The sequence below is a fragment of the Archangium primigenium genome (assembly GCF_016904885.1).
Lineage (GTDB): Bacteria > Myxococcota > Myxococcia > Myxococcales > Myxococcaceae > Cystobacter > Cystobacter primigenius.
In genome coordinates this window covers 3,432,980-3,454,190 of record NZ_JADWYI010000001.1, presented here as the reverse complement: position 1 = coordinate 3,454,190, position 21,211 = coordinate 3,432,980, and the positions used below count along the sequence as shown (strand labels likewise).

Annotated in this window: 15 protein-coding genes; 11 read left to right on the top strand and 4 right to left on the bottom strand. The window is 70.9% G+C overall.

Annotation, left to right across the window (positions count from 1 at the left end; all coding sequences use genetic code 11):
- The first annotated feature begins 2 nt into the window (after window positions 1-2).
- The 5 genes from pilM to I3V78_RS14350 all read left to right on the top strand — a co-directional run bounded on the left by pilM (window position 3) and on the right by I3V78_RS14350 (window position 5,548).
- Window positions 3-1,586 (top strand): pilus assembly protein PilM, encoded by a 1,584-nt coding sequence (pilM, locus tag I3V78_RS14370; RefSeq protein ID WP_204488201.1) that lies wholly within the window; start codon window positions 3-5, stop codon window positions 1,584-1,586.
- A gap of 3 nt (window positions 1,587-1,589) precedes the next feature.
- Window positions 1,590-2,150, top strand: a complete 561-nt coding sequence (gene gspM / locus I3V78_RS14365) for a type II secretion system protein GspM (protein WP_204488199.1) — start codon at window positions 1,590-1,592, stop codon at window positions 2,148-2,150.
- Between the two features lie 2 nt (window positions 2,151-2,152).
- Complete coding sequence (gene gspN / locus I3V78_RS14360; RefSeq protein WP_204488191.1) at window positions 2,153-3,133, top strand: type II secretion system protein GspN; 981 nt, start codon at window positions 2,153-2,155, stop codon at window positions 3,131-3,133.
- A 139-nt stretch (window positions 3,134-3,272) separates the two neighbouring features.
- Window positions 3,273-4,913, top strand: coding sequence for a sigma 54-interacting transcriptional regulator (locus I3V78_RS14355; RefSeq protein ID WP_204488189.1), 1,641 nt, complete (start codon window positions 3,273-3,275; stop codon window positions 4,911-4,913).
- Window positions 4,914-5,038: 125 nt separating this feature from the next.
- Window positions 5,039-5,548, top strand: a complete 510-nt coding sequence (locus I3V78_RS14350; RefSeq protein ID WP_204488187.1) for an RNA polymerase sigma factor — start codon at window positions 5,039-5,041, stop codon at window positions 5,546-5,548.
- 4 nt (window positions 5,549-5,552) lie between these two features.
- On the opposite strand, the gene I3V78_RS14345 is transcribed toward I3V78_RS14350, so the two are convergent.
- The 4 genes from I3V78_RS14345 to I3V78_RS14330 form a co-directional block, all read right to left on the bottom strand.
- The gene (locus I3V78_RS14345) at window positions 5,553-6,218 is read right to left on the bottom strand and encodes a hypothetical protein (protein WP_204488185.1); all 666 of its coding nucleotides are present in this window, start codon (window positions 6,216-6,218) and stop codon (window positions 5,553-5,555) included.
- A 1-nt stretch (window position 6,219) separates the two neighbouring features.
- Complete coding sequence (locus I3V78_RS14340; protein ID WP_204488183.1) at window positions 6,220-8,391, bottom strand: S46 family peptidase; 2,172 nt, start codon at window positions 8,389-8,391, stop codon at window positions 6,220-6,222.
- A gap of 61 nt (window positions 8,392-8,452) precedes the next feature.
- Window positions 8,453-9,688, bottom strand: a complete 1,236-nt coding sequence (locus I3V78_RS14335) for a serine hydrolase domain-containing protein (RefSeq protein ID WP_204488180.1) — start codon at window positions 9,686-9,688, stop codon at window positions 8,453-8,455.
- Window positions 9,689-9,774: 86 nt separating this feature from the next.
- Window positions 9,775-10,434 (bottom strand): MBL fold metallo-hydrolase, encoded by a 660-nt coding sequence (locus tag I3V78_RS14330; protein WP_204488178.1) that lies wholly within the window; start codon window positions 10,432-10,434, stop codon window positions 9,775-9,777.
- A 139-nt stretch (window positions 10,435-10,573) separates the two neighbouring features.
- Between I3V78_RS14330 and I3V78_RS14325 the strand changes: the two genes are divergently transcribed.
- The 6 genes from I3V78_RS14325 to sppA all read left to right on the top strand — a co-directional run bounded on the left by I3V78_RS14325 (window position 10,574) and on the right by sppA (window position 21,133).
- Complete coding sequence (locus I3V78_RS14325; protein WP_239576426.1) at window positions 10,574-11,206, top strand: hypothetical protein; 633 nt, start codon at window positions 10,574-10,576, stop codon at window positions 11,204-11,206.
- A gap of 381 nt (window positions 11,207-11,587) precedes the next feature.
- Entirely contained in the window at window positions 11,588-13,972 is a 2,385-nt protein-coding gene (locus tag I3V78_RS14320) for a DNA gyrase/topoisomerase IV subunit A (RefSeq protein WP_204488176.1), read from the top strand.
- Between the two features lie 15 nt (window positions 13,973-13,987).
- Window positions 13,988-15,925, top strand: coding sequence for a DNA gyrase/topoisomerase IV subunit B (locus I3V78_RS14315; RefSeq protein ID WP_204488173.1), 1,938 nt, complete (start codon window positions 13,988-13,990; stop codon window positions 15,923-15,925).
- 71 nt (window positions 15,926-15,996) lie between these two features.
- Window positions 15,997-17,364: a PEGA domain-containing protein gene (locus tag I3V78_RS14310; RefSeq protein ID WP_204488171.1), complete on the top strand. Its 1,368-nt coding sequence runs from the start codon at window positions 15,997-15,999 to the stop codon at window positions 17,362-17,364.
- A gap of 26 nt (window positions 17,365-17,390) precedes the next feature.
- Window positions 17,391-18,623, top strand: coding sequence for a PEGA domain-containing protein (locus tag I3V78_RS14305; RefSeq protein ID WP_204488169.1), 1,233 nt, complete (start codon window positions 17,391-17,393; stop codon window positions 18,621-18,623).
- A gap of 47 nt (window positions 18,624-18,670) precedes the next feature.
- On the top strand, window positions 18,671-21,133 hold the full coding sequence (gene sppA / locus I3V78_RS14300; protein WP_204488166.1) for a signal peptide peptidase SppA: 2,463 nt from the start codon (window positions 18,671-18,673) through the stop codon (window positions 21,131-21,133).
- Window positions 21,134-21,211 lie beyond the last annotated feature (78 nt).

Below are 21,211 nucleotides of genomic sequence, written 5' to 3'. Positions count from 1 at the left end.
CGATGGCCCGGATTCTCGGTCTGGACCTGGGCAGCCACTCGGTGAAGGGGCTGCTGATCGACACGAATGCCCGCGCCTCGGCCGTGAAGGCCTGGGGCGAGGTGCGCCGCGCGGAGGGCGAGCGGCAGGAGACGCTGCGCAACGCCCTGCGCGAGCTGCTGGCACGCCCCGAGCTGGCCAACCCCGACCACGTGGTGGTGGCGCTGCCCGGCCCGTCCCTGGTGACGCACCAGCTCGCCCTGCCCTTCTCGGACCCCAAGCGCATCGACGCCACCATCGCCTTCGAGGTGGGCAGCCAGCTGCCGTTCGACCTGGAAGAGGCCGTCTTCGACTACCAGGTCGCCTCGCAGGTGAAGGACAAGGGCAGCGAGCTGCTGGTGGGCGTGGTGCGCCGCCAGGAGCTCGCCACGCTCATGGCGCTGCTCAACGAGCTGGGCGTGGACCCGCGCGTGGTGACCCACCCGGGCATCACCTACCAGAACCTGCTCTTGCAGCAGCCGGAGTCCGACGAGTCGGTGGCCATCGTGGACATCGGCCACGAGCGCACGACGCTGGCCATTGGCCGGCCCGGCATGGGCGTGGAGTTCGCGCGCACCTTCTCCGGCGGCGGCGCGAACCTCAGCCGCGCGCTGGCCACCGAGTTCCAGACGCCCCTGCCCGAGGCCCACCACTGGAAGGAGTCGCACGGCGCGCTGGCGAGCGCCGCCCAGGCGCAGGGCCCCGAGGGGGAGCGCGCCGCGACGGCGTTCGTGCGCGGCCTGCAGCCGGTGCTGCGCGAGCTGCGGCCGTCCTTCAAGGCCTTCACCGCGCGCTCGCGCCGGCCGGTGACGAGCGTATTGCTGTGTGGCGGAACGGCCCGCATGCCGGGCCTCGCCGAGCAGCTGAGCCGGGACCTGGGCCTGCCCACGCGCGTGCTGTCGCTGCCGCTCGGGGCCTCGGTGAACCTGCCCGAGGCGGAGCATCCGGTGGCCCAGCAGGCCTACTCGCTGGCGCTGCGAGGCCAGGCGTCGGGCGCCAAGGCGCCGCGCTTCAACCTGCGCCGGGGCGAGTTCGCCTTCAAGGGCGACTACGACTACCTCAAGGACAAGGTGGGGCTCCTCGCCTCGTTCGCCGCCACGCTGCTGCTCCTGCTCATCGCCAGCGGCGTGGTGCGCAACTCCGTGCTCGCGCGCCGTGAGGCCCAGGTGGACCGCGTGCTGTGCGACGTGACCCAGCGCATCCTCGGCAGCTGCGAGAAGAACTACGACCTGGCGCTCAACCGGCTCAAGGGCGTGGAGAGCCCCACCGCGGCGCTGCCGAAGCTGTCCGCCGTCAACCTGCTGGCGGAGCTGACGCAGCGGGTGCCCGCGGACGTGCCGGTGACGTTCGACCGCATCGACATCGACCTGGAGCGCATCAGCGTGCGCGGCGTGACGGACAGCTCCAAGCAGATCGACACCATCGCCTCGGCCATCCGGGGCCACCGCTGCTTCAAGGAAGTGAAGGAGGGCAAGGTGGAGAAGACCCGCGAGGGCAACAAGGTGTCCTTCCGCCTGGACATCCAGGTGCAGTGCGAGGGGCAGACCCAGCTGGCGAGGGAGGGCTAGGCGATGGACAAGCTGCGGGAAATGCTCAACGACGCGAAGGCCTGGTTCGACCGGCTCACCAGCCGCGAGCGCAGCATGGTGCTGGCCACGTCCGGCGCGGTGGCGGCCTTCGTGCTCTTCGTCATCCTCATGTCCTTCTCCACCACGGCCAGCGGCTACCGCAAGCGCACGGACCAGAAGCTGGACAAGCTGCGCCAGGTGCAGGTGCTCGCGGCGAGCTACCGCGAGGCCGCCCAGGAGCGCCAGGGCGTGGAGCAGCAGCTGACGGGCAGCAACGTGCGCCTCATCAGCTACGTGGAGGAGAAGGCCACGCTCGCCGGGCTGAGCGTGCCCAACATGACGCCCAAGAACGACGTGAACCTGGGCGACGGGCAGATCGTGGAGAGCTCGGTGGAGCTGACCTTCACCGACGTGGACCTGCGCAAGCTGCATGACTTCCTGGCGTCGGTGGAGCGAGGGCCGGGCGTGGTGAAGGTGAAGAGCCTGCGCCTGGAGCCCCACGCCTCCACGGACACCCTGACGGCCTGGACGACCGTCGCCACCTACAAGATGAAGCCGCAATGACCATGGCTACCGAGAACCGGATCGCTCGCTGGAAGCTTGTCCTGGGCTATGGGGTGTTCTCGCTCCTGGCCTTCGTGCTGTGCCTCTTCCTCACCTTCCCGTACGACACGCTGCGCGTGCGCGCCGTGGACGCCGCGGCGGACGCGGGCTACGCGCTGCGCGTCGGCTCGCTGCGGCCGGGGCTCCGGGGGCTCACCGCCACCCAGGTGCGCCTGAGCAAGGTGCCCAACGGGATGACGCCCGAGTTGCACAGCCTGCTGGCGAGCAACGCGAAGATGATGCCCGGCCCCGAGGAGCTGGGAGAGCCCCTGACGATCGACTCGGTGGCGGTGCGGCCCGCGCTGCTGCCCCCGGGCGTGGCCTTCCACGCGAGGCTCATGGGCGGCAGCATCAGCGGCCACGTGGGCGGCCTGGGCGACGTGAAGGTCGCGGTGGCGCTGTCCAACCTGGATGCCTCGGGTGGCAACCTCAAGGGCTTCAGCGGCATGGACCTGGTGGGCAAGCTCAACGGCTCGCTCGATCTCGTCCTGCCCAAGACGCGCGGCCAGCCCGACCTGAGCCTGGCCAATGGTCAGCTCTCGCTGGACACCCGGGGCCTCATCATCCAGGGCGGCAACGTCACCGTGCCCATGTACGGCCAGCCCACCCCCATGGACCTGCCGAAGATCGCCCTGGGCGACCTGGACACGCGCATCAAGATCGACAAGGGCCTGGGCACCATCGAGACGATGCAGAGCAAGAGCGAGGACCTGGAGATCCAGGGCTCGGGCACGGTGAAGCTGGGTCAGCGCCTGGACGTGAGCCAGCCGGACATGAGCTTCAAGCTCAACGCCGAGCCGGACTTCACCAAGCGGCTGGGTCTGCTCGGCGCGGGCCTGACCATGCTGCCCACGGACAAGGCGGATCCGAAGTTCCGCGTGGCGCACCTGTCGGGCTTCTTCAACCGGCCCACGTTCGGGCCGCCCCGCGGCCAGATGCGCTGAGCCGCGCGGGCCGCCGCGCCCCGGGGCTGACGTGAGAGGTCAGCCTTCCCGGCCCTACCCCGAAAATCACCTATGGTTGTTGCGAGACGGCTTCTCCACGGGTTAGGAGGGGCCCGCGACTTCACATGGGGAGGGCTCGGTGCCAGAGCTGGTGTTCTTTCGTCGGGGCGAGGAGGTTCTCAGGGTTGGAATGGGGCGCGAGCGCATGGTGCTCGGCCGGGGCGACAAGAGCGATGTCGTCATTCCCGATCCCGAGGTGAGCCGGAGACAGGTGGCGCTCGCCTTCGACGGCGCGCAGTGCACGCTGGAGGATCTGTCCGGCAAGGGCACGTTCGTGGCGGGCAGTCCCATGACGCGCGGGGTGCTCGCGGACGGCGCGGACCTGGCGCTCGGGCAGTGGAGCGCCGTGTTCCGGCTGCAGGGCGGCGGTCAGGGCGAGGGCCCCACGGAGGTCGGCTCGCGCACCGAGGCCCAGCCCCGGGACACGGCCACGCGCTGGCAGCCAGCCCAGGTCCGCGTGCGCCAGGGTGCCCAGGAGGCCGTGCACAAGCTGCAGTCCGACAGCTTCACCGTGGGCAAGGATCCCACGTGTGACCTGGTGGTGCAGGACCCCTTCATCTCCGGCCGCCACCTGAAGGTGGTCCGGCGCGAGGGCACCTTCCAGGTGGTGGACACCCACTCCACCAACGGCACGTGGCTCGGCCCGGTGCGCGTCTTCGAGGTGCAGGTGGGGCTGCCCACGACGCTGCGCGTGGGCGAGACGGACCTCATCCTCGAGCCGGTGTCGGCCACGCGCCGCGAGCAGTCCTTCCACGGGCTCATCGGCTCGGACGCGTCCATGCGCCAGCTCGTGGACCTCATCCAGCGCGTGGCGCCCTCCACCGCCGCGGTGGCCATCCTCGGCGAGTCGGGCACCGGCAAGGAGCTGGTGGCCCGCGCGCTGCACGAGTGCTCGCAGCGCGTCGACAAGCCCTTCATCCCCGTCAACTGCGCCGCCATCTCCAAGGAGCTCATCGAGAGCGAGCTGTTCGGCCACGAGAAGGGCTCGTTCACCGGCGCCACCAACGCGCGCAAGGGCGCCTTCGAGGAGGCGGACGGCGGGACGTTGTTCCTCGACGAGATCGGCGAGCTGCCGGTGGACCTGCAGGCCAAGCTGCTGCGGGCCCTGGAGAGCGGGGAGATCAAGCGCGTGGGCGCCAGCCGCCCCGTGCACGTGGATGTGCGGGTGGTGGCCGCCACGAACCGGGATCTGCTCTCGGCCTCGCGCGAGGGGCGCTTCCGTGAGGACCTGTACTACCGGCTGTGCGTGGTGCCCCTGCACCTGCCGCCGCTGCGCAGCCGCAAGGGTGACATCCTCGCGCTGGCCGAGAACTTCCTGCGCCTGTACACGCCGCGGGGCCAGACGGTGCGCCTGAGCCCGACCGCCGTGGAGCGGCTGCAGCAGCACGTGTGGCCGGGCAACATCCGCGAGCTGCGCAACGTGGTGCACCGCGCGCTGCTCCTGCGCAAGGGCCCGAGCATCGAGCCCGCCGACATCACCTTCGACCAGGAGGTGAACCGCGAGACGGGCGTGGCCGTGCCCGAGCTGCCTCCGGGCATGACGCTCGAGCAGATGCTGCTCAAACTGGAGCGGCAGATCGTCGAGGCGGCGCTGCGCCGCTACAACAACAACCGCGAGCGCGTGGCCCGCGAGCTGGGCGTGGCCCGCTCCACCCTCTTCAAGCGCCTCAAGGAGTGGGGGCTCACGCGCCAGGAGCAGGAAGAGGAGCCGGAAGCGTAGCTTCACCGACATCCCGGGGCAGGCGATCAACCCCGCCTGTCCCGGAAAAGGCGATTAGATCCTTCCCGCGGCCGATGCGTTTCCTCTTTCAGGCACCCCGATAAGGGGGCCGAGGAGGCAACACCATGGATGTCGCGGTCCTCCCTTTCCCCGCATTCACCGAGCTGTACCGTCAGTATCGTACCCGTGCCCTGCGAATCGCCCGCCGCATCGTGGGGGACGCGGATGACGCCGAGGACGTGGTGCAGGACGTGTTCACCCGCCTGGCGCTGCGCCCCCAGGGCCTGGATGGCCGGGCGTCCTCGGGCACCTGGCTGCACCGGGTCATGGTCAACAGCAGCATCAACTGGCTGCGCGCCCGGCGGCGGCGCGAGCGGCTGCACCACGAGCCCGAGGAGTCCGCCTCGCCCGAGGGTCAGGCGGTGGGCGCCGAGATGCAGCGGCAGTTCGAACAGGCGCTGGGCCAGGTGAGCGAGCAGCAGCGCCAGGTGCTGTGGCTGCGGGAGATGCGCGGCTACAGCTACCCGGAGATCGCCACCCTGCTGCGCATCCCCGAGGGCACGGTGAAGAGCGCCCTGCACCGGGGCCGCCAGCGCGCCCAGGAGGAGCTGGAGGCGCGCGGCTGGAGGCGCTGAGCCCTCAGTCGTCGGACTTCGCGCCGATGAACTGATCGTCCTTGTCGCGGAAGAGCAGGTTGAAGCTCGTGAGCGAGCCGTAGATGCGGGTGATCTGCGCCTGCATCTCCACCTTCTCGGCGTCCGACAGCTTCGGGTGGGCATTGAGCTTCTGCTCCATCACCCGGAGCCGGTCGCGCACCATGACGATCTTGTGGAAGAAGGTGTCCAGGGGGATGTCGCGGCTCTGCACCTCCGCCTTGCCGGGCACGAGCCGGAGCGTGCCACCCTCCCACTTCTGGGCGAGCGGGGCATCTCCACCCTCGCCCACCGCCTCCCGGATGAGTTCCATCAGTTCCGCGCGCGTCATGTTCAGCTCCAGGCCTTCCAGGTCCACCAACTCGTCCGGCGAGTGCTCCCGCCGGCGTACCACCGGCGCCACGGTGCGCACCGCCCGCTCGCGCCGGACGGGAACTCCGACGGTGGCGGTGGCCACGCCCCGGGGCGTGAACTTGTTGCACAGGGGCGCCGAGGGCGGGAACAGGCCGCGCTCGGCCTGCAGCCGGCAGACGCCCACCCAGCCCCGGTGATCCACCGAGTGCGCCGCCCACAGCTTGCAGTTGCCGCAGACCTTCTCCCCGGGCTGGAAGACGGGCCGGGGGGGCAGCGCGCTGTCGGGACCGTCCGTCATGTCAGCGCCGCTCCTGGGCCGCGGGCCCCTTGCGCACGCCCAGCTCGCGCAGGAGGGCATCCGCGTCCTCGACCTGATCCAACAGCCACAGCACGTAGCGCACGTCCACGCTCACGTTGCGCGCCACGTCCGGGTTGTAGCCGAAGTCGTTGGCCACGTTCTCCCAGACGCGGTCGAAGTTGACGCCCACGAGCTGGCCCTTGCCGTTGACCGTGGGGCTGCCCGAGTTGCCGCCCGTGGTGTCCGCGTCGGACAGGAAGTCCACCGGCACGTCCCCGAGCCGCGCGTCCTTCCAGGGGCCGTGGCGCCGGGCCTCGGCCGCGCGGAGCACCTTCTCCGGCACGTCGAAGGGCACCTTGCCCGTGTTCTTCTCCACCAGGCCCGCGAGCGTCGTCTGCGGCGTGTAGAGGACGCCGTCGCGCGGGGCGTAGCCCTTCACCTTGGCGAAGGACACCCGCAGCGAGCCGTTGGCGTCCGGCGCCACGGGCTTGCCCGCGTGCGCGAGGAAGGCCCGGCGCCACTCGGGCCGCAGCCGCGAGCCCGCGCCCTGCTGCCGCTCGCGCTCCGTGCGCAGCGCCGTGAGCTCCACGGACAGGTCGAAGCCCAGGTCCAGCAGGGGATCCTTCCGGGCGCGCAGCTGCGCCTCCGTCTCGCCAACCATCTTCATGCGCTCGGTCAGGTCGAACACCTTCGAGCCCGCGTACAGGGCCTCCACCTTGGCGGCCGTCTCCTTCTCCGAGAACGTGGGGCCGAAGGCGCGGTCGATCGCCGCGATGCGCGAGTCGGGCCCGAGCGCCTGGGCCCGCCGCACGAGCATGAGCAGCACGCGCTTGTCCGCCGGGGCGAAGAAGTTCTTCTGCTCGCGCTCCAGCCAGTCGCGCTGCCGGGGCAGCTCGCGCTCCATGAACTCCGGCTGACGCTCGAGGTCCGGCTTGGCCCGCTCCACCGCCGAGCGCGTCAGGCGCGTGGACACGGCCGTGCCCTTGGAGACCAGGCCCATCGCGTCGAGCAGCTGCTCGCGCTCGAACGTCCGGGCGCGCTGCTCGCCCTGGGACAGCAATTCCTCGCGGGCCTTAAGCGCCCCGGCGAAGGCGGGCCGCGTGCGGGCCCAGGCCACCACGGCCTCCTCGGTGGCGCGCTGCTTGTCCACGAGGTGGCCGCGGGTGATGCCGGCGATCTGCCCGCCCGCGTTCTTGTAGCGGTTGTGCAGGCTCTTGAGGTTGGAGGCCAGGAGGATCTTCCCGGCGGGATCCTGGGCGCCCTCCTCCTCCAGGATGCGGATGACCTCGCCGTACAGGTCGATGAGGCGCGGGTAGACGCGCGTGAGCCGCTCGGCCATCTCGTCGGCGAGCAGGGCCCGGTAGGTGATGCCGGGGTAGCCGAGCACCATCACGAAGTCGTCCGGCTTGACGCCCTCGGTGGCCAGGGGGAAGAAGAACTCGGCCTTGTAGGGCACGTTCTGGGGGTTGAACGCGGCGGCCGAGCCGTCCGGCGCCGTGTAGGCGCGCAGGATGGCGAAGTCCCCGGTGTGGCGGGGCCACGTCCAGTTGTCCGTCTCCCCGCCGTACTCGCCCACGCCGCGCGGGGGCGCGTACACGAGCCGCGAGTCGGTCAGCTCCACCGAGTCGATGAGCGTGTAGCGCAGGCCGCCCTCGAAGCGCGCCAGGATGCAGCGCGTGGCGGGACGCTTCTCGCACTCGGCGATGAGCGTCTTCTCCTCGCGCTCGAGCGCCTGGAAGCGCGCGAGATCATCCGCCCCGGAGGGCACGGCGGCCAGCATCCGCGCCGTCACGTCCGTGAAGGCCCGGGGCACCTGGATGCGCGCGCCCTTGCCCGGCAGCTCCTCGGCGCGGCTCGTCGCCAGGAAGCCCTGGGTGATGAGGTCGCGCTCGGGGGTGCTGTGCTCCTGGATGATGGGGAAGGCGCAGTGGTGGTTGGTGATGACCAGGCCCGTGCCAGAGATGAAGGCGCCCGAGCACCCGCCCACGTTCACCGTGCCCGCGAGCAGGCCCGTGCCCCGCTTGGGATCCCACAGCCGCTGGGGCGGCACCTGCAGCCCCTGTTTCTTGAGCTCCGTGGGGTTGAGCTCGAGGACCTGCTGGGGGGTCCACTTCCCTTCCCCGGCCAGGACCGGGGCACTCGCGAGGGACAGCAACAGGAGGGCCTTCTTCATGGCCCTTCTCCCTATCGCTTCCGCCGCCCGCAGGCGACCGTTTCCAGGCCGCCCGGGCGCGTCAATCGACCAGGGCCTGGTAGACGAGCTGGCGCAGCTGGGAGCGCAGCGGGTAGGCGCTCGAGGGCATGAGCTGCGTCATGAAGACCACCGAGAGCTGCTCGACGGGGTCCACCCAGAAGGCGGTGCTCGCCATGCCGCCCCACTGGTACTCGCCCACGCTCGACAGGGTGCGGTAGGCCACGGGATCCAACACCACGGCGAAGCCCAGGCCGAAGCCCACGCCATCGAAGCGCGTCTCGGCGAACAGGGGCCGACCGAACGTCGCGAGGTCCGCGCCGCCCGGCAGGTGGTTGACCGTCATGTAGTCGAGCGTCCGGGGAGACAAGAGCCGCACGCCGTCCAGCTCGCCGCCGTTGAGCAGCATCCAGGTGAAGCGCGTGTAGTCGCGCGTCGACGACACGAGCCCGCCCCCGCCCGACAGCCACGTGGGAGGCCGCTTGAAGGCCTCGCCCACGGCGTCCATGCGCACGGGCCGCCGCGCGCTCGGGGCCGCCGCGTACAGGGCCGCCAGCCGCCCGTGCTTGTCCTCGGGGCACCAGAAGGCGGTGTCCGTCATGCCCAGCGGCTTGAAGATGCGCTCGGCGAAGAACGTGTCGAGCGACTGGCCGGAGACGACCTCCACGAGGCGGCCGAGCACGTCCGTGGCCACCGAGTAGTTCCACTCGGCGCCGGGCTGGAAGGACAGGGGGATCTCCGCCCACGCGCGCACGCACCCGGCGAGGTCCAGGCCCGGGGGCACGCCCACCTCGAACCCCTTGAGGCGGTGCAGCTCGTCGGTGACGTGCACCTTGTGGAAGCCGTAGGTGAGCCCCGCGGTGTGCGTGAGCAGGTGCCACACCCGGATGGGCTCCGTGGCGGGCACGGTGACGGGCTTGGCCGCCGGACCGCCGACGTAGACGCGCGGCGCGGCGAACTCGGGCAGCCACTTGCTCACGGGATCCGTGAGCTCGAAGGCGCCCTCCTCCCAGAGCATCATGGCGGCCACGGAGGTGACGGGCTTGGTCATCGAATAGATGCGCCAGAGCGTGTCCGTCTCCACGGGGCGGCCCGTCTCCAGGTCCGCGAGCCCCAGCGAGGACAGGTGCGCGACCTTGCCGTGGCGCGACACCATCACCTGGCAGCCCGCGAGCTTGCCCTCGTCGAGGTAGCGGCGCAGGTGCGCGTCGATGCGCGACAGGCGCCGCGCGTCCAGGCCGACCGCTGCCGGGTCGACGTCGGGGGTGAACTCCGCCATGGGGGACTCCGGGAAAGCAGGGGGGGCCCCTCGCTTCTACCCTCCCGGACGGAGCCTGTCAGCGGGGGAAACCCCCGGGGGCCGTCCTACCCGCGCGGCCGCATGCGGTAGGCCACGAAGGAGGCCACGTCCCCGAAGCCGAAGTAGGGGTTGTTGCGCCGCACCTCCCCCAGGGCCTCCACGGGCACGTCCGCGTAGTCGTGGCCCGGCAGGAGCCGGGTCTGGTCCGGCACCCGGGCGAGCACCTGGGACAGGGAGCGGTACATGGCCTCGGGATCGCCCCCCTTCATGTCGCACCGGCCGCAGCCGTTGACGAAGACGGTGTCCCCGGACACGAGCGCGTCCTGGGCCAACAGGCAGTGCGAGCCCGGGGTGTGTCCCGGGGTGTGCAGGGCCTGGAAGACACGGCCGCCCACGGTGAGCTCGGCGCCCGGATCCAGGGGCCGCAAGGCGCCGGGCGCCAGGCCGCGCAGGTCCGCGGAGAAGTCCAGCTCCGCGCGCTGGGCGTAGACGGGCACGTCGTGGCGCGACAGGAGCTCGGGCAGGCCATTGGTGTGGTCGCCGTGGCAGTGCGACACGAAGGCCCCCACCAGGCGCTTGCCGTCCTCGACGAGGGCCCGCTCGATGGCCGGCACGTCCCACGCCGCGTCCACCACCAGCACCTCCGAGGAGTCGCGCGGGCCCACCAGGTACACGAAGTTCTTCATCGCCCCGAGCTTCAACTGACGCACGTACAGCGTTTCCATCGCTCTCCTCCGGGTGAAGTCCGCGCACTGTACGCCCAACCCCGGGCCACAGGCCGCTCTTGAGACGGAACGCGGCTTCGCAGTTGAATGAGTCCCCACCAACCAACCCCCTGCCCCCTTCATCGAGGAGGTCTATCCCTTGAGACGACTGCTGTTTGCCCTGGCTCTCCTCCTGTGCGTCCCGGGCGCCGAAGCGGCCAAGGACCGCTCCACCTTCCGCTTCACCCCCACCCAGGGAGAGGAGCGGCCCGTGGTGGTGGAGGCCATGGTGGGCCCCCAGGGCAGCGACATCGCGCTGAAGCTGCGCTTCAACAAGGCCCCCTTCGGGCCGGAGTGCGGCATGCGGTGCGCCAACGCCACCCTGCTGTTCGACTCGGACTCCAACACCCAGTCGGGGGTGAAGCTCGCCGGCCAGCAACCCGAGAATGGCGCGGACCTGGCCATCATCGTCCAGGGCACCCGCGACCTGGCGGGCGCCGCGTCCGCCAGCTACCTGCGCGTGAAGGTGCGGCGGCTCAGTGGCGAGTCACAGAACCTGGATGACGGCGACCTGCTGGCCGAACTGGACCACCGCGTGGACACCGAGCGCGTCCATGTCGAGGGCAACACCGTCTTCCTGCTCATCGACGCGGGCGGCAACCTGCCCTCGGGCCGCAAGGCGCGCGTCATCTACCACCCGGTGGGCGCCAAGGCGATCCAGGCCCAGATTCCCGGCCTGCTCAGCGGCAGCGCGAGCAACAGCAAGGTGAAGATCTTCCGCAAGGGGAGCTAGCAGCCGTACGAGGTCCCCGTGGCCGGGCGGACCCGGCGGGTCATGTCAGCCCGTCATGCGATAGAGCCCCATGGTCGTCGGATTGATGTGTCCCGGGGCGGCGCCCGCCGCCGCCCCCCTTCCGCGCGTCCCGTCCCCGTCCGGCCAGGCGAGCACCTCGCCTCCACCCCCCCGCTCTCTAAGGGGTTGGATTTCATGGCCTCGGGCACTGAACGCGCGTATAGAAACGGAGGCCGCGCGCCGTCGCGACTCCTTCACTTCGTTTCTTTGCAGGGTGTGCCGTGGTAGTTCCGCCGGCTCATTCTCTTTCGTCCCGCGACCCGGAGTGCGCGCGCCGCGCCCCGCGTTTCACAGGGATACCACTCATCCTGGCCTGAACACATGAGCACGCTCGCACAAGCGGAGAACAAGACGCGCAAGAAGCAGGGAGCCTCCGGGGGCGGAGGAGACGGGGGCGCCGCGGGCGCCGGAGGAGGCGGAGGCGGCGACCAGCCGGCCGCGCTCGCCGAGGAAGCACGCCGCCGCTACCTCAACTACGCCCTGTCGGTCATCACGTCCCGCGCCCTGCCGGATGTGCGCGACGGCCTCAAGCCGGTGCAGCGCCGCATCCTGTTCGGCATGTGGAACGACCTGAACCTCTCGCACGACGCCAAGTACAAGAAGTGCGCGCAGGTCGTGGGTGCCATCATGGGCCCCTACCACCCCCACGGCGACGCCTCCATCTACGAGGCGCTCGTGCGCATGGCCCAGGACTTCTCCCTGCGCTACCCGCTGGTGGACGGCCACGGCAACTTCGGCTCGCTGGACGGCGACTCGGCGGCGGCGTACCGCTACACCGAGTGCCGCCTGGAGCGCCTGGCCGGCGAGCTGCTCGATGAACTCAGCCAGAAGACGGTGGACTTCCGGCCCAACTACGACGGCACCCGCACCGAGCCCATCGTGCTGCCGGCGCGCCTGCCCCACCTGTTGATGAACGGCACCACGGGCATCGCCGTGGGCATGGCCACCAACATCCCGCCCCACCACCTGGGCGAGCTGTGCGACGCGCTCGTGGCGCTCGTGGAGGACCCCAACCTCACCACCAAGCAGCTGCTCAAGTGGGTCAAGGGTCCGGACTTCCCCACCGGCGGGGAGATCCTCAACGATCAGAAGGAGCTGCAGGAGATCTACGAGACGGGCCAGGGCAGCGTGCGGCTGCGCGGCGAGTACGAGCTGGAGGATCTCAAGCGCGGCGGCCAGCAGATCATCGTCACGTCCATCCCGTACGCGGTGAACAAGTCCACCCTGGTGGCGAAGATCGGGGAGATCGTCCGCGAGCGCAAGCTGCCGCTCGTGGTGGACGTGCGCGACGAGTCCACCAAGGAAGTGCGCATCGTCCTGGAGCTCAAGAAGGAGGCCAGCCCCGAGCTGGTGATGGCCTACCTCTACAAGAACACCCCGCTGCAGACGAACTTCAACGTGAACCTCACGTGCCTGGTGCCCAACCCGGACAACCCGGACGTGGGCATGCCGCGGCGGCTGGGGCTCAAGGACGTCCTCCAGTACTTCCTGCAGTTCCGCATGGAGGTGACGCGGCGGCGGCTGCAGTTCCAGCTCGAGGAGCTCAAGAAGCGCGTGCACCTGCTCGAGGGCTTCGAGAAGGTCTACGACGCCCTGGACGAGATGATCCGCATCATCCGCCAGTCCGAGGGCAAGCAGGACGCGGCCAAGAAGCTCATCGCGCGCTTCAAGCTCGACGAGGCCCAGACGGACGCCATCCTGGAGATGAAGCTCTACAAGCTCGCCCGCCTGGAGATCCTCGTCGTGCAGAACGAGCTCAAGGAGAAGCGCGCGCAGATCAAGGGCCTGGAGGCGCTGCTCAAGAGCGACGCGCGCCTGTGGGGGACGATCAAGACGGAGCTGGGCGAGCTCAAGGCCCAGTACGCCACGGGCAAGCGCCGCACCAAGGTGAGCCGCAGCGGCGCCGAGGAGATGGTGTTCGACGCCGAGGCGCTCATCGCGGACGAGGACGCGCACGTGGTCATCACCCGCGACGGGTGGATCAAGCGCCTGCGCGAGGTGAAGGACCCGTCCTCCACGCGCCTGCGCGAGGGCGACGCGGTGATGGCGGTGGTGGCCGGCAGCCTCAAGGCCAACCTGGTGCTCTTCAGCAACTTCGGCACCGCCTACGTCACGCGCTTCAACGACGTGCCGGCCTCCACGGGCTACGGAGACCCGGTGCAGAAGCTGTTCAAGTTCGACGACGGCGAGCGCGTGGTGTCCGCGTTCTCGCTCGACACGCGCCTGTGGCGGCCGGAGAAGCTGCTGGCCGTCACCCGCCAGGGCCAGGGCATGCGCGTGCTGATGGCCCTGCACCTGGAGGTGTCCACGCGCGCCGGCCGCCGCTACGCCAAGACGGGCGAGGGCGACGAGATCGTCGGCGTGCAGGCGGTGGAGGACAAGGACGTGGTGGGCGTGCTCACCGAGCGCACGAGCGTGCTCGTGTGCAAGGTGGGGGAGGTCAACGAGCTGGCGGGCCCCGGCAAGGGCGTGAGTGTCATCAAGCTGGAGGCCGGGGATCGGGTGATGGACTTCCTCGTGTCGCCTCCGGGCAACAGGGAGGCGGGCCTCGCGTTCGAGACGGGCAAGGGCCGCAGCCTCGTCTTGCACCCGGGCAAGCACGAGGTGACGGGCCGTGGCGGCAAGGGCCACGAGATGTCGCGCAAGGACACGGTCAAGGAAGTGCAGCGCGCGCCGCTGTTCATCCCCCTGCCCGAGCCGAAGTAAGGACTGAGACGAGCCATGGCGACGACCAAGAAGACGACCTATACGGGCGCGGACATCCAGGTCCTCGAGGGCCTGGAGCCGGTGCGCAAGCGCCCGGCGATGTACATCGGCGGCACCGACGGCACGGGCTACCACCACCTGCTCTGGGAGATCCTCGACAACTCGGTGGACGAGGTCATCAACGGCTATGCGTCCACCGTGGAGGTGACGCTGCACAAGGATGGTCGGACCATCACCGTGGTGGACGACGGGCGCGGCATTCCCGTGGACATCATGCCCAAGCACAAGAAGCCCGCGGTGGAGGTCATCCTCACCACGCTGCACGCGGGCGGCAAGTTCGAGCAGGGCAACTACATCCACTCGGGCGGTCTGCACGGCGTGGGCAGCTCCGTGGTGAACGCGCTCGCGCGCAAGCTCGTGGTGGAGATCAAGCGCGAGGGCAAGCGCCACGTCCAGACGTACAGCAAGGGCAAGCCCACGAGCCCCCTCAAGGTGGAGGGCCCCGCGCGCGGCAGCGGCACCTCCACCACCTTCGAGCCGGATCCGGAGATCTTCGGCGAGAAGCTCAAGTTCGACGCGGCGCTCATCCGCGAGCGGCTCGAGGCCAAGAGCTACCTGCACAAGGGCATGACGGTCGTCTGGAAGGACGAGACGGCCAGCCCTCACGTGAAGGAGGAGTTCAAGCACGACGGCGGCATCGCCGAGTACCTCACCAAGGTGGTGGCCGAGCGGGGCAAGCCCGTGGTGCCCGCGGGCAGCACGTCCCAGTTCTACCACACGCGGGGAGACGGGGTCCGCCTGGAGGCGGCGCTGGTGTGGACGGAGGCCACGGACGAGCACATCCGCTCGTACGTCAACGGCATCCCCACGCCCCTGGGCGGCACGCACGAGGCGGGTCTGCGCGGCGCGGTGGTCAAGGCGGTGCGCAACTACATCGAGACGCACGGCCTCACCTTCAAGGGCGTCACGCTCACGGCCGAGGACATCCGCGAGGGCATGACGGTCATCCTCTCCACCTACGTGGTGGAGCCGCAGTTCCAGGGCCAGACGAAGGGGCGGCTCAACAACCCCGAGGTGTCCGCCCAGGTGGATGGCGTCATCCGGCCCGCGCTGGAGAAGTGGCTCAACGACAACAAGACCATCGCCGAGGCGGTGGTGGCGCGCATCGTGCTCGCCGCGCGGGCGCGCGAGGCCAGCCGCGCCGCGTCACAGGCCATCAGCCGCAAGACGGCCGTGAGCCACCGGCTCAACCTGCCGGGCAAGCTGGCGGATTGCTCCGCCACCGAGCCGGGCAGCAGCGAGCTGTTCCTGGTGGAGGGTGACTCCGCAGGTGGGAGCGCCAAGCAGGGGCGGGACCGCAAGACGCAGGCCGTCCTGCCGCTGCGCGGCAAGGTGCTCAACAGCGAGCAGGCGTCCACGGACAAGGTCGTGGGCAACAAGGAGCTCACGGACATCGTGAGCGCGCTGGGCTGCGGCATCGGCAACGACTTCGACATCACCAAGCTGCGCTACGGCCGCGTCTTCCTGCTCATGGACGCCGACAGCGACGGGCACCACATCGCCACGCTCCTGCTCACCTTCTTCTACCGGCACCTGCGCCCGCTCATCGAGCAGGGGCACATCTACCTGGCCCAGCCCCCCCTGTTCCGGGTGGACATCGGCAAGGAGACGTACTGGGCGCTGGACGAGGCCCACCGCGACCGCATCATCCGCGAGAAGGTCAAGGGCAACGCCAAGCCCAGCGTCATGCGCTTCAAGGGGCTGGGGGAGATGACGCCGGACGAGCTCAAGGAGACCACGCTCGATCCCAAGCAGCGCCAGAGCCTCCGGGTGACGATCGACAACCCCCTCCTGACCGATCAGGTCATCAACGACTTGATGGGCAAGGACGTGAGCGCGCGCTTCAAGTTCATCATGGAGAGCGCCACCGAGGTGGAGGAACTGGACGTGTAGGCGGGCTGCACGCCCGGTACCGCCGCGCGAGGCATGGTGCCGGGCCCCCCGGCTCGGCTAGCATCGGCGCCGTGCGCTTGAAGACTTCCATCACCCTTTCGCTCGCGCTGTGGATGGGCGCGGTGTGCCTCGATGCCGAGGCCGCCACCCCCCGCCGCGCCCCGACCGCCGCCCGCAAGCCCAAGAAGGAGGAGCCGCCGCCTCCTCCCCCCGAGCCGACCCCCGAGCCGGTGGTGGCCCCACCGCCTCCGCCCCCCGTCGTCACCGCGCCGCCCGCGCCGGTGTACCCCTGGTCGGGCAAGCTGGTGGTGCTGACCGCGGCCGCCACCCCGGGCGCCCAGGCGCGGGCCCAGACGCTGGAGACCCAGTTGCGCGAGGCGCTCGGGGCCCAGGGCGAGCTGCAGCTCGTGACGCCCGAGTGGCTCTTCCCCTCGCCCCCGGCCGAGTCCATGAAGCCCGGCGACGGGCTGTTCACCGAGGGCAAGGACCTCTACGACAACCTGGATCCGGAGGCGGCGGTGAAGAAGTTCGCCTCCGCAGCGGCCTTCTACGAGCAGCACCCGGTGGACATGCAGCCCGAGCGGCTCGCGCGCGTGTACATCTTCCTGGGCGCCTCGCACCTGCTCAACGGCGACCTGGACAGCGCCCGCGCGGCCTTCACCCGCGCCGTGCTCGCGGCCCCCAGCGTGAAGCCCGAGTCGGACCTCTTCGGGCCGGACGTGCACGAGGCCTTCGCCGCCGCGCGCAAGGACCTGGAGGCGCGCCCCAAGGGCACGCTCCTCGTCGACTCCGCGCCCTCGGGCGCCCAGGTGACGCTGCGGGGCGAGCCGCTGGGCACCACGCCCCTCAAGAACCTCGAGCTGCCGCCGGGGCCCCACCCGCTCGCCTTCACCCTGCCCGGCCACGTGCCCTACGGCGTCTTCCAGACGGTGACGTCCGGCAAGAGCGAGCCGGTGCGCCCCACGCTCGAGCCGCTGCCGGGCCTGGCCGAGGTCCACACCCTGGCCGCCCAGGCCGGCGCCGCGCGCACGCTGGACGAGTCGCGGGCCGAGCCGCCCCCCGAGGTGGCCCGGCTCGGCGAGAAGCTCGGCGCGCGCTACGTGGTGCTCGCCGTGGTGGGCCGTGACGCGCGCGCGCCCACGGCCACCACGCTGTACGCGTGGGATTTGACGGGCAAGAACCGCCTGCGCGGCGTGAAGCTGGACGCCACCCAGGCCCCGGAGCGCCAGCGCGCCGTGCTCCAGGTGCGCGACTTCGCCACGGGAAAGATCGTGCCCGACAGCCGCCTGCCCGCGGCGCTGGTGGCCACGGTGAAGAAGCCCTGGTTCTGGGCCGCCGTGGGGGGCGTGGCGGTGGCCACCACCGCGGGCATCCTCCTGGCCAACCAGGGGCCGCGGCCCCTCGGGCCCCGGCTGGGCAACTTCGGCGCGGGTTGGTAGCGCCTCCATTCTCGAGGTCCATTCACATGAAAGCCCTTGCGCTGCTGCTCCTGCCCTCCCTCGCGCTGGCCGCCCCGCCGCCCCCCAAGGCCACCCCCCTGCGCGTCAGTTCGCTCCTCGTGCCCATGGATCCCACGGCCGAGGCGAGCGGGCCCAAGATGGAGGGCTACATGAACGAGGCCCTGACCCAGTTCCAGGGCTACACGGTGCGCAAGCCCGAGGATCTGCTCGGCCTGCCCCGGGACACGGAGGCCGAGGCCTCGCTCAAGCGAGGCCAGAAGGGCTACCTGGAGAGCCTCGAGGCGTTCCTCAAGAAGGACTACGAGGACGCGGAGCGCAAGCTGCGCGCCACGCTCAAGGAGCTGCGGCTGGCCCCCGCGGCGATGACGGCCTCGTGCAACCCCCTGTGTGACGCCACGGCGCTCTTCGCCGCGGTGATGCAGCAGCGCGGGGACGTGGAGGAGGCGAAGCTGGCGCTGCTGGACCTGATGGCGCTCAACCCCACCTACGAGCTGGACACCAAGCGCTACTCGCGCGAGCTGCTCTCCCTGCGCGTGCAGGTGGCCACGGGGCTCAACGCGGCGCTGCGCGGTGGCGCCCAGGTGAAGTCGCGGCCCGCCGGGGCGCGCGTCTTCATCGACAACGAGTTCAAGGGCTTCACCCCCATGACGGTCCCCACGCTCGCGGTGGGCAAGCACCTCTTGCGCCTGGAGCGGCCCGGCTTCCAGGTGACGGGGCAGCTCCTGGAGGTGAGCCCCGACGACGTGGAGACCACGCTCGTGCTGCAGCCCACGGACAACTACAAGGCCTACGACGCCCGGCTGGACGCGGTGAGCAGCGAGGTCATGCGCGCGGACAAGAACACCAACAACCAGGCGGTGGCCGCGCTGGGCAAGGCGCTGGGGTTGGATCGGGGCCTCGTGGGCACGGTGCGGGACTTGCCCGACAGCGGCACCACGGAGCTGGTGATGGGGCTGTACGAGATGAACACCGGCAAACGCCTGGGCGTGCGGCGCGTGATGCTCCAGGGCGACGAGTTCGGCCAGCTCAAGTCCGAGCTGCAGCGGCTCGTCAACAACCTCATCAACGCCTCGGAGGGCGGAGCGGAGAAGAAGGTGAAGTCCTCGGATCCGCTGGACAACAGCCACGGCATGGACGAGTGGAACGCCGAGGATCAGGGCGGCAAGCGGCGCCAGCAGGAGCAGAAGCGCAAGGGTGGCGATCCGTTGGAGGGAGTGAACGGTACCGAAGACTGGTGAGCCGCGAGGCTTGTGTGGCCCCGCCCGGTGCCTAGAGTCCGGGGGCCATGCGCGCTCTCCCCCTGCTGCTGCTGTGTCCTGGCCTCGTGCTCGCCCAGACGGGGCGCATCCCCCAGTCCGCCGTACCGCCCCGGGGGGTGACGCTGCCGCCCACGTCCGCCGCGCTGGTGGACGAGGCCACGGCGCTCTCCCTCAACCCGGCGAGCCTGCGCTTCATGGGCGCCGGGCAGCTCTTCTACCTGCACGAGCGCAACCTCGTGCGCGACCAGGTGGGCGACGCGCTCTTCCTGGGCACGTCGTTCGGCGGCGGCGTGGGCGTGGGCGCGGGGGTGGAGTGGCTGCGCGGCCGGGGCCTGCCCGACTACCGCAAGACGTCCGTGGGCCTGGCGCTCGGCGCGGGCGCGCTGTCGCTCGGCGCGAGCTACCACGCCCTGGCCTCCGAGGTGCGCGCGGTGGATCGGCTCTCGGGCGTGGACCTGGGCCTCACGCTGCGCCCCGCGCGCTTCCTGTCCCTGGGCGCGGTCATCCAGGACGTGACGGCGCCCACGAGCGGGGCGTACACCCTGCCGCGCGTCTACCAGCTGGCGCTGGGCCTGCGGCCCCTGGGCGAGCGGCTGACGCTGGGCGCGGACCTGGCCGTGGCGCACGGGGACCGGCGGACGGCCCAGCTCACCTACACGCTGCGCGCCACGGTGCTGCCGGGCGTGGGGCTGGGGGCGGGCCTGTCCCATGGGCTCGTCGCGGGGGGGCCGCCGCTGGCGCTGCAGCTCGCCGCCACCCTGGACAGCTCGCGCCTGGGCCTCACCTACGCCGCGGGCGGCGCCCGGGGCGGAGGCATGGACCACGTGCTCGCGGTGCGCCTGTCGCGCGAGAACTACGCGGCGCCGCGCCTGGGCCGGGGCGTGCTCGCGCTGGTGGACCTGGATGACCGGCTGACGCCGCGCGGCGGCCTGGGCGTCAACCTGCTCGGCGTGTCGCGGGGGACGGACCCCTACCTGCGGCTGGTGCAGTGGCTGGACGACGCGGCGCACGACGAGCGGCTCAAGGGCGTGGTGCTCAAGCTGTCGGAGCTGCCCGGGGTGGACTGGGCCAAGGCGGACGAGCTGCACCGGGCGGTGCTGCGGCTGCGCGCGGCGGGCAAGAAGGTGATGGCGGTGCTGCACCAGGTGGATGACCGGACGTACCTGGTGGCCTCGGCGGCGGACGAGGTGTACGCGCTCAACGCCTCGTCGCTGCTCGTCAACGGGCTGTCGGCCCAGGTGCTGTACCTGGGGGGCACCATGGAGAAGCTGGGCGTCACGTGGGACGTGGCGCGGGTGGGCGACTACAAGACGGCCCCCGAGCAGCTCACCCGGCGCGACCTGAGCCCCGCCGAGCGCGAGACGCTCGAGGGCTTCCTGGACACGCAGACGGCCTATGACGTGGAGACGGTGACGAAGGCGCGGCGGATCACGCCCGAGCGGCTGCGCGAGGCGTGGGGCGCGGGCATCCTCACCGCCCGACGGGCCCAGGAGTTCGGGCTCGTGGACGGGGTGCTGATGCCCGAGGACTTCGACGCGAAGCTGGAGGCGCTGGTGCCCGGGGCGCGCTACGACAGCCGCTACTCGCCCCGCGACGAGCGCGACACGCGCTGGAGCCCGCGGCGGCGCATCGCGGTGGTGCCCGTGCTCGGCAGCATCGTGGGCGGCAAGAGCCGCGGCTCGCCCCTGGGCGGCGAGCTGGCCTCGGGGGCCGAGACGTTCATCCTCGCCCTGGAGCGCGCCCAGCGGGATCCCTCGGTGGTGGCCATCGTGCTGCGGGTGGACTCGCCCGGCGGCGAGGTGCTGGCCTCGGACCTGATGTACCGCGCGGTGCTCGAGGCCAGGAAGCACAAGCCCGTCATCGCCTCCATGGGCGACGTGGCGGCGTCGGGGGGCTACTACGCCGCCATGGGCGCGGACGAGATCTGGGCCCTGCCCACCACGCTCACCGGCAGCATCGGCGTCTTCTACCTCAAGCCCGCGCTCCAGGGCCTGCTCGGGGACAAGCTGGGGGTGAGCCAGGAGACGATCGGCCGCGCGCCCATGCCGGACCTGGTGAACCTGTGGCGGCCCTGGACGGACGCCGAGCGCGAGGCCATGCAGGGGTGGGTGAACGCGGCCTACGACGACTTCATCACCCAGGTGGCCACGTCCCGGAAGCTGGACAAGGAGAAGGTGGACACGCTCGCCCGGGGCCGGGTGTGGACGGGCTCGGCGGCCCACGCGCGGGGACTGGTGGACCAGATGGGCGGCTTGGTAGAGGCGGTGGCCTCGGCCCGCGCGCGCGCCCGGGTGCCCCAGTGGGAGGAGCTGGACGTGGAGGTGGTCGCCGAGCCGAGTGGCTTCCTGTCCTCGTGGGGGGGTGAACCCGGGGTGAACGTGCTGCCCCCCGCCCTCCAGCAGCTCGTGCGGGAGGCGGGGCTGGAGTCTCCCTGGCTGCTGGAGCCCGGCCTCAAGGCGGCGCGGCCCTTCTCACTCCAGGTTCGGTGAAGTCGAGCGGAAAACACCGGGGGACGAAATTCTCCCGGCTTCCGGTGTGTCCTTTGATAGGGTAGTCCCCGCGCTTTC

Coding starts and splice junctions, on each gene's coding strand:
- I3V78_RS14320 (WP_204488176.1), top strand. CDS start 11,588: ATGAGCACGCTCGCACAAGCGGAGAACAAGACGCGCAAGAAGCAGGGA.
- I3V78_RS14340 (WP_204488183.1), bottom strand. CDS start 8,391: ATGAAGAAGGCCCTCCTGTTGCTGTCCCTCGCGAGTGCCCCGGTCCTG.
- I3V78_RS14350 (WP_204488187.1), top strand. CDS start 5,039: ATGGATGTCGCGGTCCTCCCTTTCCCCGCATTCACCGAGCTGTACCGT.
- gspM (WP_204488199.1), top strand. CDS start 1,590: ATGGACAAGCTGCGGGAAATGCTCAACGACGCGAAGGCCTGGTTCGAC.
- gspN (WP_204488191.1), top strand. CDS start 2,153: ATGGCTACCGAGAACCGGATCGCTCGCTGGAAGCTTGTCCTGGGCTAT.
- I3V78_RS14345 (WP_204488185.1), bottom strand. CDS start 6,218: ATGACGGACGGTCCCGACAGCGCGCTGCCCCCCCGGCCCGTCTTCCAG.
- I3V78_RS14305 (WP_204488169.1), top strand. CDS start 17,391: ATGAAAGCCCTTGCGCTGCTGCTCCTGCCCTCCCTCGCGCTGGCCGCC.
- pilM (WP_204488201.1), top strand. CDS start 3: ATGGCCCGGATTCTCGGTCTGGACCTGGGCAGCCACTCGGTGAAGGGG.
- I3V78_RS14330 (WP_204488178.1), bottom strand. CDS start 10,434: ATGGAAACGCTGTACGTGCGTCAGTTGAAGCTCGGGGCGATGAAGAAC.
- I3V78_RS14315 (WP_204488173.1), top strand. CDS start 13,988: ATGGCGACGACCAAGAAGACGACCTATACGGGCGCGGACATCCAGGTC.
- sppA (WP_204488166.1), top strand. CDS start 18,671: ATGCGCGCTCTCCCCCTGCTGCTGCTGTGTCCTGGCCTCGTGCTCGCC.
- I3V78_RS14335 (WP_204488180.1), bottom strand. CDS start 9,688: ATGGCGGAGTTCACCCCCGACGTCGACCCGGCAGCGGTCGGCCTGGAC.